This is a genomic window from Panacagrimonas sp. (assembly GCF_965216805.1).
Classification (GTDB): domain Bacteria; phylum Pseudomonadota; class Gammaproteobacteria; order Nevskiales; family Nevskiaceae; genus Panacagrimonas.
On the sequence record NZ_CBDCGN010000003.1, the window covers coordinates 1,649,510 to 1,664,534 of the forward strand.

Sequence of the window (15,025 nt, forward strand, 5' to 3'; positions counted from 1 at the left end):
GCTAACCGACGCGTTCGATGCCGTCGATGAGCTTTCCGTAGAGCCCTTCCAGCATGGCGCGGACTTCGGCCTCGGGTGCGCCTTTGGCAACCCAGTTGCTGCTCCACTGGATGTGACATCCGCCGCCCGGCGCGTCGGTGAGCACGACCACGGCGTGGTAATTCTCCACCGGCAGCACAGTGTTGACGATCAGCGAGTACGACATCACGTGCTCGTCCACCGCGGCTTCGAGTCGTTCTTCGAGCGCGCCGTCGGCGCCCTTGAGACGGATGCTGCGCACCGATCCGATCCCTTCACCACGCAACTGCACCGACTCCACATCGTCTGGCAGCAGTTTGCCGACGCCGCCAAAATCCACCAGATGGGCGAAAACCTTCTGACGTGACAGGGCAAGCGTTTTCGCTGTTTGTGCAGCGTATCCCATGGCGTATCTCCTCTTGGTTTGGAGCCTCAGTGTGCAAGGTTCAGCCGGCCTGTAAAAGATATGGCAGACCCCGCCGCAGGCAACAAAAAGCCCGACGGGGTCGCCGCCGGGCTTTTGGGATCGGACGCGGGCCGATCAGGGGGTCACGCGGAACTCCACGCGACGATTCTCTTCCTGGCCTTCCTCGGTGTTGTTGTCGGCGATCGGCGCGGACTCGCCGTAACCCTGCGGTCGCATGCGATCGCCGTTGACGCCACGGCCGGTCAGGTAACGTTTGACCGCGATGGCGCGACGCTCGGACAGGCCTAGGTTATAGGCATCGGTGCCGAGCGAATCGGTGTGGCCTTGCACCTCCACCGACACGTCCGGATACGCAGCCAAGGTGTCGGCGACGTCATTGAGGATGCTCTGTGCACCGACGGTGAGTTTGTCGGAGTCGAATTCGAACTTGACGCCGCGCAGGATGAAGCGCTGGTCCAGCGCGCAACCGTTGGCATCTACCGCTTCACCGGCGCGCGGGGTGCGGCAGTCTCCGACCAGCGCGCAGCCGTTGGGCAGCACCTTCAGACCGGGCGGGGTCCGCGGGCACTCATCGAGGTGGTCGGGAATGCCGTCGCCATCGCTGTCCAGCGGGCAGCCGTCCGGGCCGACCTTGATGCTCGGATCGGAGTTCGGGCACTTGTCGAGGTGATCGGGGATGCCGTCGCCATCGCTATCGGCGATGGGGCAGCCTGCGGCGTCCACTGCGGTGCCTGGGGCGGTTTCGGGGCACTTGTCCAGATAGTCGGGTACGCCGTCACCGTCGGCATCGACTGGGCAGCCCTTGCCATCCACCGCCACGCCGGCCGGGGTTCCGGGGCATTCGTCGAGGTGGTCGGGTACGCCGTCGCCGTCGGAGTCGATGGGACAGCCGTTGCTGTCCACCGGCGAGCCGGGCGGAGTATTGGGGCACTTGTCCAGGTAGTCGGGCACGCCATCCTGGTCCAGGTCGATCGGGCAGCCATCCGAGTAGACCTGCACGCCCTCCGGCGTGTTGGGGCATTTGTCCTTGCGATCGATCACGCCGTCGCCGTCGGAGTCGGCGAACTGGCCGCCGAAGGCATAGCGGAAGCTGGCGCCGATGTTATGAGCCTTGTATTCGCCCTCGCGTTCGGTGCGCACGCCGGTGAGCGCATCGGTCACGCCGAAGGAAGGCTCCTCGGCCGAGATGAAACGATAGTCCAGCGACAGTGCGGTGAAGTTGCCGAACCAGTAGGCGATACCGCCACCGGCCTGATACGCCACGGTGTCGTCGTCGGCATCGGTACCGGAGCTGGCCAGCTCGGTGTTCTGCATGCCGATACCGCCGCCGAAATAGGGCGCGAAATTGCCGAGGTCGATGTCGTACCAGACATTGGCCATCAGGCGCAGAGATTTGAGCGACGCGTTGTTGGAGCCCGACTCGATACCGTTGGTGAAGAACGATTTGACGTCGTTCTCGGCATAGCGAAGATTCAGTTCAGGGCGCAGGCCGCCATCGAAGAGATAACCGAACGAGAACCCTCCGCCGAAGCCGTCGTCCATCGCGATGCTGGAATTGAACAGCGTCGACGTGCCTGGCGTGGTGACCTCGTTGGAGCCGATCACGCACAGGCCAAGCGCTTCCAAGTCCAGACCCAGCAGGTCGATGGGCAGAATGCAGGTGTTGGGCGTTCCGGTTTCGGGCGTGGTGACGTTTAGCGTGCCGTCGATGTCCTCGACATCCGAATAGAACCCTTCCAGTCCGAAATACCAGCCGGGCTGCGATTGCGCTGCCACGACACCGGACAAGCCCATCATGCTGACGCCGATCACGCTTTTGATCAGCGCATCTCGAACGCGATTGCCAATAGCAGCCATACAGCCCCCTGAGAAGCGGTTTTTGTTGAGTGAATCCAGTCTGTGCGCGAGTGTAGCGGATGCCGTGTTACAGGTCAGCGTTCAAACGACTTTAAGTTAATGCCCTAATTTACTGACTTGTTTGAAATTAGCAAGCAGAAATTTTTGTCGAACCTGAATATCGGGGCCTCCCGTTCCAGGCTGCCGCGCCGCCAGGTCTTTCATGATCTCCAGCGAGCCGCCGCCGATGGTGAGGACCTTGGTTTCGCGGTACGCCCGCGACACGGTGTCGCGAGCGCTGGCGCGAGCGTGGGTGCGGGAGCGGGCGTCTACCGCGATCAATATCCGAGCTGCCGCGCCGCCAGGTCTTTCATGATCTCCAGCGAGCCGCCGCCGATGGTGAGGACCTTGGTTTCGCGGTACGCCCGCGACACGGTGTCGCGAGCGCTGGCGCGAGCGTGGGTGCGGGAGCGGGCGTCTACCGCGATCAATATCCGAGCTGCCGCGCCGCCAGGTCTTTCATGATCTCCAGCGAGCCGCCGCCGATGGTGAGGACCTTGGTTTCGCGGTAGATCCGCTCCACCCGTGCACCGCGCAAGTAGCCCGCGCCGCCGAAAACCTGCATCGCCTCGTTGGCGATCCATTCGAGATGAGTGCAGGCCAGGTTTTTGAGCATGCAGACCTCTGCGATGGGCGTCTGCCGCTGGGATACCCGCCAGGTGACGACATCCAGGTTGGCCTTGACCGCCTCCAGGCGCATGCGCATGTCCACCAGCTTGTGGCGGATCACCTGATGGCGGATCAAGGCCTTGCCGAAGGTCTCCCGGGCACGCGCGTAGTCCAGGGCATCTTCGTAGCAGACCTTGGCGAACGCGTAGGCCTGTGCCGCCAGCATGATCCGCTCTTGATTGAAGTTGAGCATGATGGCCATGAAGCCCTGATTCTCGCGGCCAATCAGGTTATCCACCGGCACACGACAGTCCTCGAAGTACAGCGTCGCGGTGTCGGAGCAGCGCCAGCCCATCTTGTCCAGCGGCGTGCGCGTCAGGCCCGGCGTGTCGCCCTCGATCACCAGCAGCGACACGCCGTTCATGCCGGGCTCGCCGGTGCGCACCGCCGCGGTCAGAAAGTCGGCACGCATGCCGGAGGTGATGAAGGTCTTGCTGCCGTTGACGACGTAGTGATCGCCGTCGCGGACCGCGCGGGTTTTGAGATTGGCGACGTCCGATCCGCCGCTGGGTTCGGTGATGGCGAGCGCGGCGATCCTGCGTCCCTCCAGTACCGGCCGCGCAAAGCGCTCCTGTTGCGCCGGCGTGCCCACGTGACAGATCGGCGGGGTGCCGATGCCGTGACTCATCAGGCTGGCAATGACGCCGCCGCTACCGCTGCGGGCCAGCTCCTCGGTGAGCACATTGGCGTAGAACAGATCCGGCACCTCGATGCCGCCACAGCGCTCGGGAAAGCCGACCTGCAGCACCCCGGCCTCGGCCGCGCGCAGATGCAACTCCCGCGGTAAGTGGCCGGCGTTTTCCCAGGCCTCGACATTGGGTGAAATCTCTTTTTCCACAAAGCGTCTCACCTGCGTGCGAAAGGCTTCGTGATCCTTGTCGTAAAAGGGATTGAGATATGTCATCAGGATTACCGTCTGGTAGATGAAGGGCTGACGGCCACGCTAGTCGTCCGTTAGCATGCGATCAAGCCCACCCGAAGCGAGTCCGCCATGACGGTTGCCGAACAAGACCTGCCGCTGCAGTGTTTCTATCGTCAGGAGCGCGAGCACCCCGACCAGATCTACTTCACCCAGCCGACCGGTGGCGGGCAGGTGGTGGAGCTGAACTGGAAGCAGGTGGGCGAGCAGGCGCGGCGCATGGCAGCGCACCTGCAGTCGTTTGGCTGGGAGTCGGGGTCGCGCATCGCCATCATCGGCAAGAACAGCGCGCACTGGGTCATCGCGGATCTTGCAATCTGGATGTCCGGCTACGTGTCGGTGCCCCTGTACCCGACGCTGACGGCGGCCAGCGTGCGCCAGATCCTGGACCACAGCGAGGCGCGCGCGGTATTCATCGGCAAGCTCGACGACTGGATGTCCATGCGCAGCGGCCTGCCCGAGGGCATCGAGCGCATCCGCCTGCCGCTATCGCCCGAGGAGTCCTGTGCCCACTGGGACGACATCGTCGCGAAAACCGCGCCGCTGGCCGGCAATCCGCTGCGCGCGGCAGACGATCTGGCCACCATCATCTACACCTCCGGCACCACCGGCATGCCGAAAGGCGTGATGCACGCTTTTGGAAATTTTGCCAGCGCCACGGTGTCGGCCAACGAGCGCTTCAAACTCGGCTCCGGGGCGCGGCTTCTGTCCTACCTGCCGCTGTCACACATCGCCGAGCGCAATGCGGTGGAGGTGCTGTCGATGAAGATGGGCGCGCACATCTTCTTTGCCGAGTCGCTGGAGACGTTTGCCGCCGACCTGCAGCGCGCCCGGCCCACCATGTTTTTTTCGGTGCCGCGGCTGTGGGTCAAATTCCAGCAGGGCGTCCACGCCAAGATGCCGCGCGAGAAGCTGGAGCGCCTGCTGCGCATTCCCCTGCTCAACCGCATCATCAAGCGCAAGATTCTGGCGGGCCTGGGGCTGGATCAATGCCAACTGGCTGCCGGTGGCGCGGCGCCGATGCCGCCGGATCTGCTGCGCTGGTATGCGCGCCTGGGTCTGGAGATCATCGAGGTCTACGGCATGACCGAGAACTGCGGTATCTCGCATTCAACTGTGCCCGGCGACCCCAAGGCCGGGTATGTCGGACTGCCTTACGTGGGCGTGGAAAGTCGCCTGGCCGCGGACGGCGAAGTGCAGATGCGCAGCGGCGCGGTGATGCAGGGCTATTTCCGGGAGCCCGAGAAGACCCGCGAAGCAATGACCGAGGACGGCTGGCTGCGCACCGGTGATCGCGGCCAGCTCGACGAACAGGGGCGCCTGCGCATCACCGGTCGGGTGAAGGAGCTTTTCAAGACCTCCAAGGGCAAGTACGTGGCGCCGGCGCCCATCGAAAATCGCCTGGCGGCGAACCCCAAGGTCGAGGCCTGCTGTGTCATGGGCGCGAATCTGGGCCAGCCGTTCGCGGTGGTGATCCTGCCGCCGGACGTGCTCGCCGCGTGCGGTAAGGATGCCACTCAGCGCGCCGCGGTGACCGACTCGCTGCAGGCGCATCTGGCCGCGGTCAACCAGCAGCTGGACGCGCACGAGCGGCTGGATTTTATAGCCGTCAGCGGCGACGCCTGGACGGTGGACAGTGGTTTCGTCACCCCTACGCTGAAGGTCAAGCGCAATGTGGTCGAGGCGCATTACGAGCCGAGGGTGGACCGCTGGGTGGCGGCCAAGTCGCCGGTGGTCTGGGACGCCTGAGCGCGCTTGCTGCATCGTGCGCAGACTGCGCTCCGACCCATAAGAAAATACAAATGAACGCCGTTCCCAAGTCCTACCTCAACCCGGAATTCCTCAAGAGTCCGGAAGCACGCGCGGTACGCATCCTGTGCGAGTACCTGGACACTGAGCGGCGCTTTCGCGACATGGCGATCAAGCGCGGCGTCATTCTGTTCGGATCGGCGCGCCTGCCCCAGGACGATCCGGCCTACCAGGGCGCCGCCGATCTCGCCGAGCTGATCGCGCGCTGGACCACCGAACGCCACGCGCCGCAGGATCGCTACAGCATCGTCACCGGCGGCGGCCCCGGCATCATGCAGGCCGCCCATCAGGGCGCAGCGCGGGTCGATGCCCAGCTCAACATCGGTTTGAACATTTCACTGCCGCATGAAGAGGGCGCCAATCCGTACGTTGATCCCGCGCGCGCAGTGGTGTTTCACTACTTCTTCATGCGCAAGTTCTGGTTCATGAATCTGGCGCGTGCAGCCGTGATCTTTCCGGGCGGCTTCGGAACCATGGACGAGTTGTTCGAACTGCTGACCCTGACCCAGACCGGCAAATCTGCGCCGATGCCGATCGTGCTGTACGACCGCGCGTTCTGGACCGAGGTATTCAATTTCGAGGCGCTGGCGCGTCGCGGCCTGATCAACCCGGCCGATCTCAGGCTCTACGGCTACGCCGACACGCCGCAGGAAGCGATGGATCTGCTGCTGCCCGGCCTGCCGGACTGATTGCGCGCGATCGACCGGATTTCAGTCCAGGTCCATGTCGAGGTCGTCGCCCACGACCTTGCGCAACTCGCGCATTTCCTTGTAGCGCTCGACATCGCGCCAGTCGCGCAGCTTGGTCTGGGGCGCGATATCCGGCACGTCGGGCTCAGCCGGACCGGTATCGTCTCCCGCGTCGTCGGCATCGAACGGCACGGATTCATCGAAGCTTTTGGGGGCTTCGGCTTGCGGCTTCTGCTTCGGCTTTCGGGCCATGGTCGGGAGCGGGCACCAATCACGTTACGACGGCGCGCCTTGTAGCAGGCTTTGAGTCGGGCGGGAAGGGGCGGCGGGCAGCACGGCCTCCTGGCGCCAGTCCCAGCCCTGCCGGCGTGCCCGTCGCACGTCGGCCGGATGATCGATGTCCGCCCTGGGCGGCTGCAGCGTGATCCGCCAACCGTGCTGCCGCAGACGGGCGCAGGTCTGGTCCAGTTCGCGTCCGGAGCTCCATTCGATCCCTCGCAGCACGCCGGGTAGCGCGCGCCGCGTGCCGATCATCACGTAGCCGCCGTCGGTCGCCGGCTGCAGCACCGCATCGGCACCGTCGAGCAGGCGGTGGGCAGCGCCGCGCAAATCTTCGGCGCTGAGCTCAACCGTGTCGGTGCCGATCAGCAGGGCCGCACGATATCCGGCCCGCAGCGCCGAGTTCAGGGCCTGAGCCATGCGCCGGCCCAGATCGCCCGCACACTGATGCCGCAGACCGCCGGTCGCCCCGCGCGCCAGACTCTGCAGCACGGGATGCCGGCCGCGGGAGGCCGACCACAGCTGCACCGGCCCGCAACCGGCGTTCAGGGCGACGGCCACACTGCGTTGCAGCAGCGCGCGATGGATGCGCACCGCGCCCAGGGCGCCATAAGCCGGGATCAGCCGCGTCTTGCACTGCCCCGCGACGGGGGCACGCGCAAAGACCAGGACCGGGACGCCAAGGTCGCCGTCGGTAGTCGAGACAAAAGGGGGGCGAGCCGACACCGCGTCAGACTACCGCAGGCCCGGAGCGGTGGTTATACTCGCGCCCCCGCACGGGGCAGTAGCTCAGCTGGGAGAGCGTCGCGTTCGCAATGCGAAGGTCGGGAGTTCGATCCTCCTCTGCTCCACCATTACATGGCGCATGCAAGTGCGCAGAAGTCGGAGAACCCCGCGAAAGCGGGGTTCTTTCGGTCCGGTGTTCCTCTGACCGACGATTGCTAGCCGGTGCGAGCCCGGCGGATCATGGGAAGTCATCGGCAGGACCAACGCCATTCAAGGCACTGTCCGCTGCCATGGCAGGTGCTTGATCGTCCGGCGTGCGGTGCGCCGACCCCGGTATCGAGGCGAACTGGAGTGAGCCCATGAACAGACTCGTTGCGGCCGCGGCGGCGTTTTTGATGCTGTCGACTGCGCATGCCCAGTCGGTTCGACTGGAGGGCCAGATCATCAAGACCGGGATGAGCGTGGAGGGTGTGCTGGCTGCGGCGGGGCCACCCACCTCGACCACGTCCCTGGTCAACGAATTCGGCGGTCCCGACGGGCAATTGCTGTTCTACCGATTCGACGGCTACAACAAGCGCACGGTGGTGATCCAGGCCGATGCCTACGGCGAGGTGGTGCGCATCGAGCAGTGCCTGGGGCAGAAGGCGGACGGATGTCGCTGACCGTGCGGCGAGCTCGTGGTGCGGGCGAGCGGCCGATCTTCGATCGATGGCATCCGGTGCTTCGATTGCCGAACCGCCCAGCTCAGGCGATGGCCGCGGTCGTCAACCGCACCGCGAGCCCGTTGAGCGCTGCATTGCCGGAGACGGGGTCGGTTTCGAGCTGATCGGTCAGGTCGTTCAGGCTCACCCCTGCGTGGGCCTGCGCGATGTGCAGGCGCGTGCCGTCGCGATGATGGCCCCAACCGTGGGGCAGCGACACCACACCGGGCATCATGGCGGCGCTGATCTGCACCCGCACCTGCAGACTGCCGACGCGACTGTGCACCTGCGCGAGGTCGCCGTCGCTCAAGGCATGGCGCTGCGCGTCGTCGGGATGGATCAGCAGCAGGCAACGATCTTTGCCTTTCACCAGGCGCTCGGCGTTGTGCATCCAGGAATTGTTGCTGCGCAGATGGCGCCGACCGATCAGCCGCAGTTCGCCGGGTGGGCCGGGCTGCACCAGGTGGGCGCGCAGGCGGTCGACGTCGGCAAGCAGTTCGGGGATGTCACAGCGGACGCGCCGGTCGGCGGTGAACAGGCGCGCCGGCAGCGCGGGCTGGAGCGGGCCCAGATCGAGGCCGTGCGGATGCTGTTTGAGACGGCGCAGCGACAGGCGCTGCGGCTTGCGTGCCCAGGCACCGTAAGGCCCCAGGCGCAGGCCCAGGTCGATCAGCTGATCGGGCCTGAGCCTTTGCTTGGCCAGCGCGGGAAGCTTGCCGAGCTGCCGGCGCAGTCCCGGCGCCTGCCCGGCATCGAGCTGCCTGCGATAGGCGCGGGCTAGTCCGTTGAAGATCTGCCAGTCGTGCCGTGCGTGTTCCGGCTTTTCGAACAGCGGCGGCGACCAGCGTGCGGTGTTGCGTACTGCCAGATGATGGAAGATCAGGTCGTAATGATCGTGCTCGACGGCGCAGGTGGGCGGCAGAATCAGGTGCGCATGGCGGGTGGTCTCGTTGAGGTAGAAGTCGACCGCAACCATGAACTCGAGGCCGCCGAGCGCGTGTTCGAGCCGACGGCCGCTGGGCGTGGACAACACCGGATTGCCGGCCACGGTGACCAGTGCGCGTATCTGCCCGTCGCCGGGCGCGAGCATCTCCTCGGCCAGGGCCGCCACCGGCAGTTCGCCGCTGAACTCGGGCAGGCCACGCACCCGCGATTGCCACAGGTTGTAGTGCCCCGGGTTGGTCTGGCCCTTGAGCAGATCCACCGCCGGGCTCGTGAACAGGGCACCGCCCGCGCGATCCAGATTGCCGCTGAGCAGATTCAGCAGATTGATCGCCCACTGACACAGGCTGCCGTAGGCCTGGGTGGACACGCCCATGCGTCCGTACGCGACGGCCGCTGGCGAGTCCGAAAACTCGCGCGCAATGCGGCGGATGGTGCCGGGCGCGATGCCGGTGATGGCAGCGACGGACTCGGGCGTGAACGGCTCCACCACAGTTCGGATCGCGTCCACTCCACGGGTGAATTCGAGCAGCCGCCCGGGCCGGACTCGATCCTCTTCGAACAGCACTTGCAGCAGCGCGAGCAGCAGCGCAGCGTCGCTGCCGGGCCGGATGAAGTGATGTTCGTCGGCCACCGCCGCGGTTTCGCTGCGACGCGGATCGATGACCACCATGCGACCGCCGCGTGTCTGCAGCGCCTTCAGGCGGCCGCGAAAATCCGGCACTGTCATCAGGCTGCCGTTGGATGCCATGGGATTGGCGCCGAGCACCAGGAAGTGCTGGGTGCGGTCGATGTCGGGGATCGGCAGCAGCAACTGGTGGCCGAACATCCAGTAGGCCACCAACTGGTGCGGCAACTGGTCCACCGATGTCGCCGAGTAGCGATTGCGCGTCTTCAGCAGGCCCAGGAAATTCTGCGCATGGGTGAGATTGCCGTAGTTGTGCACCGAAGGATTGCCCTGATACACCGCCACGCTGTTGGCACCATGGGCTTGCCGGACGGCGTAGAGCTGCCGTGCCGCCAGCGCGTACGCCTCGTCCCAGGCGATCTCCTTCCAGCCCGCGTCGGTGCGGCGCAAGGGCCGGCGCAGGCGGTCCGGATCCTCGTGCAGATCCTTGAGCGCGACCGCCTTGGGGCACACGTGCCCGCGCGAGAACGGATCGGCGGCGTCGCCGCGCACCGCAACGATGCGCTGATCCTGCACCTTGAACTCAAGGCCGCAGATGGCCTCGCAAAGATTGCAGGCGCCATAGTGCGTGCGGGCTTCTGACACGCGATTCTCCCTGGGCGGACGGTTTACGACAGGCTGCGACGCCGTCTGCGTTCAGAGCTTGGGCGGGTTCGATTTCGAGGGTCCGGACTTGGACCGCTCGTCGTCTTTCTTGTAGTCGCCGATCAAACCTTTTGCGGGACAGATTCTGAATAGCAGACAGCTGCGGCAGCCGGCTGCCAGCGCGACGGGACACAAGGTCATGGCTTCCTCCCTGAACCAACGTCTGGGTACGCGAAGTCATCTGATGCTACGCCGCATGCTTTGACGCCACAATGACGCAGGCTTTCTTGCGAGCAACCGGCATGACCGAAGCTTTCCACTACTACCTGCGCGTGCGTTACGGCGAATGCGATGCGCAAAAAGTCGTGTTCAACGCACGCTATGGCGATTACGTCGATCTGGCGATCACCGAGTTTCTGCGTGCGCTGGGCTACGGCGACCAGATGCAGTCTGCGGAGCTGGACTTTCAGCTGGTCAGGCAGGTCAAGGAGTGGCGCGCACCCGCGCACTACGACGATGTTCTGGAAGCCACAGTCGAGACCCAGCGGGTCGGCAACACCTCGTTCGCTTTGAGCTGCGAATTTCGGGTGGCGGGACAGGCGCTGGTGTTGTGCAGCGCCGAAACCGTCTACGTGCTGGTGGACCACGCCACGCTGAGCAAGAAAGCGGTGCCGCCGGACATGCGCGAGCGCCTGCAACGGGGCGCGCCCGGTGTCCGCGTCGATCACGCCGGACATCTGCCGCGGGCCTGACCCGCGGGTGGCGGCGCCCGAGCACTATTTGCGCTCGGCGCGCAAGCGTTCGAGCACGTCGGCAGCAGTGGCGACATCGTGGTCCGGTCGGTCCAGCGTCGCCAGTCTCGGTGTCAGCACCGGCACCAGCCCCGCCAGCCGGGGAAAGTGACGTAACAGGTGATAGCCGACCCAGCGCCAGAGGTGCCAGATCGGGTGCCGGTGTGCCACCTCCTCACGAGTGACCCGGCGGCAGTGATCCTGTAGAAGGTTTTCGATGCGTTCGCGCATCGTGGCGGCGAACGCGCGGTCGCGGATGAACAGATTGGCCTCCAGGTTCAGCGACAGGCTGAACGGGTCCAGGTTGCTGGAACCGACCGTGGCCCAGTGCTCGTCCATCACCGCGATCTTGGCGTGCGCCGGCCGTTCCATGAACTCCCAGATTTCCACGCCGACGTTGAGCAGGTGGTCGTACAGCGTGGCGCCCGCGAATTTTACGTAAGCCTTGTCCGGCTCTCCTTGCAGCACCAGACGCACGCGCACGCCGCGCTGCACCGCCTGGCGCAGCGCGCGCAGGAACCGATAGCCCGGAAAGAAGTACGCATTCATCAGGATGACGTCGCGCTGGGCGTTGCGCAGACCCAGGCGATACATGGCCTCGATCGCCGTGCGATGGTCGTGATTGTCGCGGGTGACGAACAGCACCTGCGCGTCGGAGCGCGGGGTGTTCCAGCCACGCGGCAACCAGCGCAGCAGGCCGCGCAAGCTGCGACGACGACGCGGTCGGCCGCTGTCCTCCAGCGCAGCACTGCAGAAGTCGTGGATATCGTTCACCACCGGCCCGCTGACCTTGACCGCATAGTCCTGCTTGGACTTGTCGCCGTGGTAACGCATGTGCTCGTCGGAGTAGTTGATGCCACCGACATAGGCGATGCGTCCGTCCACCACCACCAGTTTGCGGTGCAGGCGCCGGAACAGATTGGTTTGCAGACCCATGATCGGCGGCAGCGGGCAGTACACGTGCAGGCGCACCCCGGCCTCGGCAAGAGAAGCGACAAATTCCTGCCCGGGCGGCGTCACCAGGCCCGCCGAACCGTAGCCGTCCACGGCGATGTCCACCGACACCCCGCGTCTGGCCGCCGCAATCAACGCGCCATGCAGCTCGCGCCCGACGCGATCGTCCTTCCAGATGAAGGTTTCGACCATCACTTCGCGCGCGGCACCGGCGATGGCGTCGAACACGCTGGGAAAGTATTCCTCGCCGTTTTCCAGCAACTCGATCCGGTTGCCGCGGGTCCACTGGCGCCCGTTCACAGCTGCAGATCCACCATCATCGGCGCGTGATCGGACAGCCGGCTCCACGGCGGCCCGGTCAGCACCTGCGGCTGCTGTGCGGCGACATTGCGTACGTAGATCCGGTCCAGCCGCAGCAGCGGCAGACGCACAGGAAACGTGCGCGCCGCGCGTCCGAATGCGGTGATGAACACCTCTCGCAGGCCGCTGTCGGCCAGCACGTCATGTGCGCTTTCGCGCCAGTCGTTGAAGTCGCCGCCAACGAGCAAGGGCGCGTCGGCCGGCACCTGTTCGCGCATCACCGCACGCATCATCTGCAGTTGCTCGCGCCGGTGGCGCTCGAACAGTCCCAGATGCACGCAGATGCAATGCAGTGGCTGCGGCCAGTCGGGGACCGCCAGCACACAGTGCAGCAGGCCGCGCTTTTCGTGCTTGTAGACCGACACGTCGTGGTTGTCGTGATGCGCGATCGGAAACTTCGACAGCAGCGCGTTGCCGTGATGTCCGGCGGGATAGACCGCGTTCTTGCCATAGGCGTATGCCGACCAAAGAGTGTCGGCCAGGAACTCGTACTGGCTGTGCTCCGGCCAGCGCTCCCAGCGGGTCGAGTGCTCCTTGTGCTCGCCCAGGACTTCCTGCAACAACACCACGTCCGCATGCGATGCACCGATGGCTTCGCGCAGCTCGTGCAGGACAAAACGACGGTTCAGGGCCGAAAATCCCTTGTGCATGTTGAGCGTCAGTATCTTGATGCGACCCTCCCGCAGCGCTGGGTTCGAGTAGGCGTTGGCGGCTGCCGGCGAGCAGCGCGCGATGGATTCAGGTCTCTGCCAGACGCGCCGAGAGTCGACGCTTGATCCACCACGCCAGCATCGCGAAGGCCGCCAGCAGCCCTATCAGTATCCCCACACCCATGGCGTCCGGTTCCTGAACGACTTCGCGAAGCTGGAAGCCCAGCACCCCCATCGCGATGAGAAACGGCAGCACCCCGCACACCGTTCCGATCAGGAACGTCCATACCCCGACGCCGCCAGCGCCAAGCATCAGGTTCACCACCGGATAGGGTGCCACCGGCACCATGCGCAGCATGATCATGCCTGGCAGGCCGCTGCTGCGAATGATCTTCAGGGCCTTGTTCAGCCGCTCGCTGTTCAGTCCCTGCAGCGGCCGCGGTCCAAAGCGGCGCCCGACCAGGAATGCCGCCAGTCCGGACAACAGCGTCCCGTACATGGCGTAGGCGACCCCATACACCGGGCCCAGCGCCAGGATCACCGCCAGATTGAGCGCGATGATGGGAAACAGCAGCGGCGCCGCCACCAGATACAGCAGGCCCAGGCTCAGCGGGGCCCAGGGTGAGCCCGCCAGCGCGGACAGCTGCGCGGCAATGCGCTCGGGTTGGGTCCATTCGCCGAGCGGCGTGAAACGCCACAGCGCGAGCAGGCCCGCCACCACAACGAGCGCAGCGGTGATCCAGAAGAGCCCCTTGTGCGTGCGTGAGCCGATCACGCGCGCAGTGCGCTCCGGATTCGAGGGTGACAGCAGGCAGAGGTCATCGGATGGCCGCTTTGGATTCGAATATGCAGGACTCAGTCCCGCACGCTACGTGCCCGGCGCTTGGCCTTGAGCATAGTGCCGGTGCAGGTGGGCTTGCCGCAGCGGCAGGCCCATAAGGCTTTGAGTCTCGCGGTGTGGCGGATTTCAAGCTTGATGCCGTAGTCGTAGGTCAGTTCTTCACCACGGGCTACGGGTCGGAGCGTTTCAATGAAGATGCGGTCCTTGGCCGGGTCTGCGCTCGGGTGTTCTTCGATCACCGCCTGGCAGTTGGGATCGCAACTGTGATTGATCCAGCGGGCATCGTTGCCACGACGGTTGGCGTCGACGATGTAGCTTTCGTTGAGCGTGAACAGGAACGTGTGGCCGGATTCCACGCTGCCGTCGTACAGCGCATCGGCCTCATCGTGCGAGACCACTTTGCCTCGATACTGGATGACGCGGTGTCCTGCGGGAAGCTTGCGGGCGGCAAAAACGCCGTTGCCGTGGATCGGCGAACGCCGGACGGTAATGGAACGCAGCATAGAGAGGTCAAGCAAAGAGGGGGCGTGGATTGTCTTGCACCTGTCGTGCCGATGCACTCCGGACATGCCCGCGGTCGACGCGCGGCGACTCAGAACACACTGAACGCAATACCTGCCGCCAAGGTCTGGCCCAGCTCGCGTGCCGCCGCCAGGGAATCAGATTCGAGCTCGCCCTTGCAGATCAGCGGCTCTGCCACGCGCTTCCACTGATAGCCGCTGGCGATTCGTTCCAGTGCGCGCACCGCGCCGCTACCGTCGTTGCCGGCCGATACGAACATCGCGTATGGCAGCCCCACAGTTTTGCCCTCGGCCGGATAGTAGGTGCGATCCAGGAAATCCTTCACCGCGCCGGACAGATATCCGAAATTCTCCGGCGAGCCGATCAGCAGGCCGTGTGCCCACAGCAGATCGTCCAAGTCGGCTTCGCCTGCCCGCAGGCAGCGCAGTTCCACTTCGTCGGCCAGTTCGGCGGCACCCTGGCAGGCCGCGTCGGCCAGTTGCCGGGTGCGCCCGGTCTGGGTGCTGTAGACGATGAGCAGGTGTTTCATCGGGATATTCTTCACGACTGGACGGTAATG

Annotated in this window: 17 protein-coding genes and 1 tRNA gene; 5 read left to right on the forward strand and 13 right to left on the reverse strand. The window is 65.2% G+C overall.

Features of this window, described 5'->3' with window-relative positions:
- Position 1: 1 nt before the first annotated feature.
- The 5 genes from ACOOHP_RS20490 to ACOOHP_RS20510 all read right to left on the reverse strand — a co-directional run bounded on the left by ACOOHP_RS20490 (position 2) and on the right by ACOOHP_RS20510 (position 3,914).
- Positions 2–424, reverse strand: coding sequence for an SRPBCC family protein (locus tag ACOOHP_RS20490; RefSeq protein ID WP_420468327.1), 423 nt, complete (start codon positions 422–424; stop codon positions 2–4).
- 135 nt (positions 425–559) lie between these two features.
- Positions 560–2,257 (reverse strand): OmpA family protein, encoded by a 1,698-nt coding sequence (locus ACOOHP_RS20495; RefSeq protein ID WP_420468328.1) that lies wholly within the window; start codon positions 2,255–2,257, stop codon positions 560–562.
- Between the two features lie 141 nt (positions 2,258–2,398).
- Entirely contained in the window at positions 2,399–2,623 is a 225-nt protein-coding gene (locus ACOOHP_RS20500; RefSeq protein ID WP_420468329.1) for a hypothetical protein, read from the reverse strand.
- The gene (locus ACOOHP_RS20505; RefSeq protein ID WP_420468330.1) at positions 2,620–2,772 is read right to left on the reverse strand and encodes an acyl-CoA dehydrogenase family protein; all 153 of its coding nucleotides are present in this window, start codon (positions 2,770–2,772) and stop codon (positions 2,620–2,622) included. Before ACOOHP_RS20505 ends, ACOOHP_RS20500 begins: the two co-directional genes overlap by 4 nt.
- Complete coding sequence (locus ACOOHP_RS20510; protein ID WP_420468331.1) at positions 2,769–3,914, reverse strand: acyl-CoA dehydrogenase family protein; 1,146 nt, start codon at positions 3,912–3,914, stop codon at positions 2,769–2,771. The genes ACOOHP_RS20505 and ACOOHP_RS20510 overlap by 4 nt, the downstream gene beginning before the upstream one ends.
- Before the next feature lie 87 nt (positions 3,915–4,001).
- On the opposite strand from ACOOHP_RS20510, the gene ACOOHP_RS20515 reads away from it, so the two are divergent.
- Complete coding sequence (locus ACOOHP_RS20515) at positions 4,002–5,678, forward strand: AMP-binding protein (protein ID WP_420468332.1); 1,677 nt, start codon at positions 4,002–4,004, stop codon at positions 5,676–5,678.
- Between the two features lie 53 nt (positions 5,679–5,731).
- Complete coding sequence (locus ACOOHP_RS20520; protein WP_420468333.1) at positions 5,732–6,427, forward strand: LOG family protein; 696 nt, start codon at positions 5,732–5,734, stop codon at positions 6,425–6,427.
- A 21-nt stretch (positions 6,428–6,448) separates the two neighbouring features.
- Here the strand turns inward: ACOOHP_RS20520 and ACOOHP_RS20525 are convergent, their stop codons facing one another.
- A complete protein-coding gene (locus ACOOHP_RS20525) occupies positions 6,449–6,679 on the reverse strand; it encodes a hypothetical protein (protein WP_420468334.1) in 231 nt (76 codons plus the stop codon).
- Positions 6,680–6,703: 24 nt separating this feature from the next.
- On the reverse strand, positions 6,704–7,432 hold the full coding sequence (locus ACOOHP_RS20530; RefSeq protein WP_420468335.1) for a TIGR04282 family arsenosugar biosynthesis glycosyltransferase: 729 nt from the start codon (positions 7,430–7,432) through the stop codon (positions 6,704–6,706).
- A 52-nt stretch (positions 7,433–7,484) separates the two neighbouring features.
- On the opposite strand from ACOOHP_RS20530, the gene ACOOHP_RS20535 reads away from it, so the two are divergent.
- Both ACOOHP_RS20535 and ACOOHP_RS20540 read left to right on the forward strand, forming a co-directional pair.
- Positions 7,485–7,560 (forward strand) — tRNA-Ala (locus ACOOHP_RS20535).
- A 231-nt stretch (positions 7,561–7,791) separates the two neighbouring features.
- Complete coding sequence (locus ACOOHP_RS20540) at positions 7,792–8,094, forward strand: hypothetical protein (RefSeq protein ID WP_420468336.1); 303 nt, start codon at positions 7,792–7,794, stop codon at positions 8,092–8,094.
- Between the two features lie 82 nt (positions 8,095–8,176).
- On the opposite strand, the gene ACOOHP_RS20545 is transcribed toward ACOOHP_RS20540, so the two are convergent.
- Positions 8,177–10,348 (reverse strand): molybdopterin-dependent oxidoreductase, encoded by a 2,172-nt coding sequence (locus ACOOHP_RS20545; RefSeq protein ID WP_420468337.1) that lies wholly within the window; start codon positions 10,346–10,348, stop codon positions 8,177–8,179.
- A 302-nt stretch (positions 10,349–10,650) separates the two neighbouring features.
- On the opposite strand from ACOOHP_RS20545, the gene ACOOHP_RS20550 reads away from it, so the two are divergent.
- A complete protein-coding gene (locus tag ACOOHP_RS20550) occupies positions 10,651–11,100 on the forward strand; it encodes an acyl-CoA thioesterase (RefSeq protein ID WP_420468338.1) in 450 nt (149 codons plus the stop codon).
- A gap of 24 nt (positions 11,101–11,124) precedes the next feature.
- Here ACOOHP_RS20550 and clsB read toward each other — a convergent pair whose 3' ends face one another.
- From clsB to ACOOHP_RS20575, 5 genes are all read right to left on the reverse strand, one after another.
- Positions 11,125–12,393 carry a cardiolipin synthase ClsB gene (gene clsB / locus ACOOHP_RS20555; RefSeq protein ID WP_420468339.1) on the reverse strand — a complete coding sequence of 423 codons (1,269 nt, stop codon included), beginning with the start codon at positions 12,391–12,393 and terminating at the stop codon, positions 11,125–11,127.
- Positions 12,390–13,103 (reverse strand): endonuclease/exonuclease/phosphatase family protein, encoded by a 714-nt coding sequence (locus tag ACOOHP_RS20560; protein ID WP_420468340.1) that lies wholly within the window; start codon positions 13,101–13,103, stop codon positions 12,390–12,392. Before ACOOHP_RS20560 ends, clsB begins: the two co-directional genes overlap by 4 nt.
- An 88-nt stretch (positions 13,104–13,191) precedes the next feature.
- On the reverse strand, positions 13,192–13,878 hold the full coding sequence (locus ACOOHP_RS20565; RefSeq protein WP_420468341.1) for a TVP38/TMEM64 family protein: 687 nt from the start codon (positions 13,876–13,878) through the stop codon (positions 13,192–13,194).
- Positions 13,879–13,958: 80 nt separating this feature from the next.
- Complete coding sequence (locus ACOOHP_RS20570; protein WP_420468761.1) at positions 13,959–14,447, reverse strand: SET domain-containing protein; 489 nt, start codon at positions 14,445–14,447, stop codon at positions 13,959–13,961.
- A gap of 89 nt (positions 14,448–14,536) precedes the next feature.
- The gene (locus ACOOHP_RS20575; protein WP_420468342.1) at positions 14,537–14,995 is read right to left on the reverse strand and encodes a flavodoxin family protein; all 459 of its coding nucleotides are present in this window, start codon (positions 14,993–14,995) and stop codon (positions 14,537–14,539) included.
- Positions 14,996–15,025 lie beyond the last annotated feature (30 nt).